General features: G+C 68.7%; 5 protein-coding genes. 1 reads left to right on the top strand and 4 read right to left on the bottom strand.

Features of this window, described 5'->3' with window-relative positions:
• The 4 genes from CKY47_RS36710 to CKY47_RS36695 all read right to left on the bottom strand — a co-directional run.
• Positions 1–997, bottom strand: a 997-nt coding sequence (locus CKY47_RS36710; protein WP_306750992.1) for a DNA polymerase ligase N-terminal domain-containing protein, incomplete at its 3' end; no start/stop codon positions are given.
• A 16-nt stretch (positions 998–1,013) separates the two neighbouring features.
• Positions 1,014–1,871 (bottom strand): non-homologous end joining protein Ku, encoded by an 858-nt coding sequence (ku, locus tag CKY47_RS36705; RefSeq protein ID WP_442638278.1) that lies wholly within the window; start codon positions 1,869–1,871, stop codon positions 1,014–1,016.
• A gap of 200 nt (positions 1,872–2,071) precedes the next feature.
• The gene (locus CKY47_RS36700; protein WP_306750990.1) at positions 2,072–3,043 is read right to left on the bottom strand and encodes a tyrosine-type recombinase/integrase; all 972 of its coding nucleotides are present in this window, start codon (positions 3,041–3,043) and stop codon (positions 2,072–2,074) included.
• A 613-nt stretch (positions 3,044–3,656) separates the two neighbouring features.
• A complete protein-coding gene (locus CKY47_RS36695; protein WP_306750989.1) occupies positions 3,657–4,055 on the bottom strand; it encodes a VOC family protein in 399 nt (132 codons plus the stop codon).
• Positions 4,056–4,146: 91 nt separating this feature from the next.
• On the opposite strand from CKY47_RS36695, the gene CKY47_RS36690 reads away from it, so the two are divergent.
• A partial coding sequence (locus CKY47_RS36690; protein ID WP_306750988.1) for a helix-turn-helix transcriptional regulator occupies positions 4,147–4,548 on the top strand: 402 nt, incomplete at its 3' end.

Genomic DNA, 4,548 nt, shown 5'->3' with positions numbered 1-4,548 from the left:
CCAACCCCTGCTCACGCGACGCCGCCAACACCGCCGCACCCTCACCCGGGAACGACCGCGGCACCACCCAATGAGCCCCCGCCAACCCCAACCCCTCCAACAACTCCCGCCGCCGCTCGTACGGCAGGCCCAACGTGGGGGAGCCGTCCAGGTGCAACACGTCGAACACCAGGTACGTCACCGGCACCCGACCCGCCAACCGCCGCGCCTGCGCCGCAGTCGCGTGCAACCGCTGCTGCAACGCCGCGAAACTCGGCCGACCACCCGCCAACGCCACGACCTCGCCGTCCAACACCACCTCGGTCGCACCCAACTGCGCACCCAACCCCTGCAACTCCGGATACGTCCCCGTCACGTCATTGCCCAACCGCGACACCAACCGCACCCGGCCGCCCTCCACCCGCGCCAGCGCCCGCACCCCGTCCCACTTGAACTCGAACGCCCACCCCGCCCCCGGCTCCGGCAACCCCGCCGCCGACGTCGCCAACATCGGCGACAACGACTCCGGCAACGCCACCCAATCCGGCCGCACCGCCCCGTGCCGCCGCCGCACCATCCACTCCTTCCCCCCACCCGACCGGCGGAAGAACACGAACTCGCCCTCCACCCGCGACCCGCGCAACACCACGTCCACCTCGCGGTCCGACCACTTCACCACCTCGTAGCGACCGCGATCCCAGATCACCATCCGCCCCGCCCCGTACTCGCCCTTCGGAATCACCCCCGAGAACGACGCGTACTCCAACGGGTGATCCTCGGTGCGCACCGCCAACCGGATCGTCCCCGGCTCCGACGGCAACCCCTTCGGCACCGCCCACGACACCAACACCCCACCCCGCTCCAACCGCACATCCCAGTGCAGGCTCGACGCGTGGTGCTCCTGGATCACGAACGTGTCATCACCACCGTGCGGCAACACCGCACCCTCGGCCGGAACGGGCTCCGGCGTCCGCCCCGGAACCCGCTTCCGCCGGTACTCCGAAAGATCCCCACCCATCCCGCGCGCCACGGCCTCAGGCCGGCTTCGCCTTCTTCTTCGCCGGAGCCTTCCGCCCACCCGCCGACCCCGACCCCGAAGACGACCCGGACTCCGACTTCTTCGCCCCCGCGGGCTTCTTCCCCGCCGAACGCCCACCCCGCGACGACCGCGCCGCCTCCACACTCCGCTCCAACGCCGTCATCAGATCGATCACCTCACCGGAATCCCCCGACTCCGGCCGCTCCGGCAGCTCCGCACCCTCCGCCTTCGCCTCGATCAACTTCCGCATCGCATCCGTGTAGTCATCCGTGAAATCACCCGGATCGAACGACCCCGCCATCGACTCCACCAACGACGCCGCCATCTTCAACTCCTGCGGACGCACCTCCACATCCGAATCCAGGAACTCGAAATCAACCTTCCGGACCTCGTCCGGCCACAACATCGTGTGCATCACCAACAGGTCACCACGCGCACGCACCATCGCCAACGTCTCCCGCTGACGAACCGTGATCTTCACCACCGCGAGCTGCCCACTGCGCTCCAAAGCGGTCCGCAGAAGCACGTACGGACGCGTCGCCGCCTTGTCCGGCTCCAGGTAGTACACCTTCTGGAAGTAGATCGGATCGATCTCCTCCGCCGGCACGAACTCCAACACGTCGATCGCATGATCCGTGTTGATCGGCAACTTGTCGAAATCCTCGTCGTCCATCACCACCAGACGACCGTCATCCAACTCGTAACCCTTCGCTATGTCGGCGTACGCGACCTCCTCACCGCACACCTGACACACCCGCTTGTACCGGATGCGCCCACCGTCCCCCCGATGCACCTGGTGAAAACGGAAATCATGCTCCTCCGTCGCCGTGTACAACCGCACACCGATCGTCACCAACCCGAAGGAGATCGCCCCACGCCACACGGACCTCATGCCACGAGACTTCCCGCTACACCCGGATTCCGCACCAGCACACCACACGAACGGACTAACGATCCCACAACGAAGACGCCACTCGGCAGCCCCCACAAGAGCCCTAACGGCCCTCTCCACCACCCACCACCACCCAGCAAGCAGAACAGGGGAGAGGACACCTAATCCCGCCGAGGCAACCGCCCCAACGACACATACGTCCGATTACCCGCCACCGCCGCACGCCGCTCCCGCGCCGTCGCCTCGATGTAGTTCTGCGACGTCGCCAACGACGCATGCCCCAACAACGCCATGATCTCCGACGCCGTCGCACCATCCTCCGCCAACCGCGTCGCGAACGTATGCCGCAACGCATGCAGATTCGCCCCCGACGGCACCCGGTCGTGCAACCCCGCCCACCGGAAGCACGACCGCACCAAGTACTCCAACCCACCCCGCCCGATCGGCTCCCCATGCCGATCCCGCACCAACGCCGACCCCCGATCGAACCGCCCCTGCGGAAAACGCCGACGACACGACGCCAAATACTCCTCGATCACCCGATCCATCGCCGGCTCGATCGGCACCGACCGATCCCGATTCCCCTTACCCGCCACGTGCAACCGCCGCTCACCCGGCCGACCCACCACCGACGCCAACGTCAACGTCCGCATCTCCGCCGACCGCAACCCCGCCACCAACCCCAACGCCAGCACCAGCACATCCCGCTCCGGCCACGGATCACGCCCCTGCCGCGCCCCCTCCGCCACCGCCGCCAACAACCGCTCCGGCGTGTCCTCGCCCCGCAACGGCTTCGGCACCAACGGCGGCGTCTTCGGCCGCGCCACCGCACCCATCGGATTCCCCGGCACCAGGTCCTCCGCCACGCAGAACGTCAAGAACTGGTTCCACGTCGACCACGCCCGCAACACCGACGACTTCGCGTGCGAATCCGCGAACACGCCGAACGCCTCGCGCAGGTTCCCCGCCGACAGGTCCTCGATCACCAGCTCGGCCGGGGGAGTGGACAACACCTCGCCCAACAACGCCGTGATCCCCGCCAGGTCGCGGCGGTAGGCGGCCGTGGTGTGCGGCGAGTCCTTCCGCGGCCTGCGGGCGAGGAAGAACTGCTCCTGAGCGGCGATAACGCGCATGTCGATCTTCCTACCGCACCGCACCGACAAAACCGGCGATCGTCACCCCGGAACCTCCCATCTTTCATGGATAATGGCGATTATCCATCATTTATGGGTCCGGAAGGGGATGGACCGCGATCGGGGGATGCCCCTCCCGGCGGCCGCAACCGGACGCCCCGAACCCTCGGCTACGCGTGTCCGCGACGTCGCGCTCCGGCCGTCGCCGCGCGGGCACGAGGTCGGAACAAGGGTCGGAGGCTCGGGGTGGGCCGGGCGTCTGATCATCGTCGGTTGGCCGGTGCCCGTCGGTGCGTCGTCCGCCGATGCCCGACGGCCGGCACCGTGCCGGTGTTGATCCGTCACTGTGACGTTTTCGCGGGTGGCGTTCCCGAGGTCGGCACGCCACCGCCGGGCGGCTCGCCCGGAGCCGCCCGGCGGGTGCCTGTCCGTCCGTGCCCGCGTCGCGGGTGCTGCGGGCGCGCACGCGACGCGCGGCGTCGGCGGTGCCGGTGTCGCCGTGCGGTGCGCGTGTCGGCGGGTGTGCGTTCGGCCTGTGTGGACGGTCCTCGTCCGGGACCGCTCACCAGGTGTTCCGTAACGCCGATAATCTACATTATGTTAAGTAAGTCGTTCAGGCCCGCTTCCCCAGCACGTCGAAGTAGTGCGCGTTGGCCATCACGCCCAGGACGTTGCCGAACGGGTCGACGACGCCGGCGGTCACGAAGCCCTCGCCCCGGACGGTCGGCGGGTCGTGCGGGCGGGCGCCGAGTGCGATGAGGCGGTCGAGGGTGGCCTGGAGGTCGTCCACGGCCCAGTAGGTGACGGCACCGGCGGGTCCGCGGTGGACGTCGTGGGGTGCGTGGGCGGTGGCGACGATGCCGAATTCGTGCTGGTAGTCCCCCAGTCGCCATTCGATGTAGCCGCCGGGGACGCGGAAGTACGGCTGGAGGCCGAAGAACTCGCTGTACCAGGCCGAGGCGGCGTCGAGGTCGTCTGCGAAGAAGGTGGTGGTGGTGAGTCCGCGAAGCATGTCCTACTCCCCTGTCGTCCGGTGTCCTGGTGGTGAGCGTGGACGGTGAAGTGCTCATCGAGTGAGCACTTTGGGGGCGAGAATCGGGTTCATGCGTGCGGACCGGTTGGTGGCTGCCCTGTTGTTGATGCAGGTGCGGGGTCGGGTGACGGCGGCGGAGTTGGCGGCGGAGCTGGAGGTGTCGGTGGCGACGGCGCGTCGTGATCTGGAGGCGTTGTCGTCGGCGGGTGTGCCGGTGTACCCGCAGCCGGGGCGTGGTGGGGGTTGGCGGTTGGTGGGGCGTGCGCGGACGGATCTGAGTGGGTTGACCTCGTCGGAGGCGCGGGCGTTGTTCTTGTTGTTGGGGCCGGTGGCGGGGATGTCGGCGCAGGTGCGGGGTGCGGTGCGGAAGTTGGTGCGGGCGTTGCCGGAGCCGTTCCGGGAGGACGCGCGGGTGGCGGTGGACGCGGTGGTGGTGGACGGGGCGGCGTGGGGTGGGGTTGTTCGGGTGCGT

Origin of the sequence: Saccharothrix longispora, from assembly GCF_030852425.1 — a bacterium.
In the GTDB taxonomy this organism is placed as follows: Bacteria; Actinomycetota; Actinomycetes; order Mycobacteriales; family Pseudonocardiaceae; genus Actinosynnema; species Actinosynnema longispora.
This window is presented reverse-complemented; position numbering and strand designations above follow the sequence as displayed.

Excerpts from the sequence above, each read along its gene's own strand:
- CKY47_RS36700 (WP_306750990.1), bottom strand. The coding sequence starts at position 3,043 with ATGCGCGTTATCGCCGCTCAGGAGCAGTTCTTCCTCGCCCGCAGGCCG.
- CKY47_RS36695 (WP_306750989.1), bottom strand. The coding sequence starts at position 4,055 with ATGCTTCGCGGACTCACCACCACCACCTTCTTCGCAGACGACCTCGAC.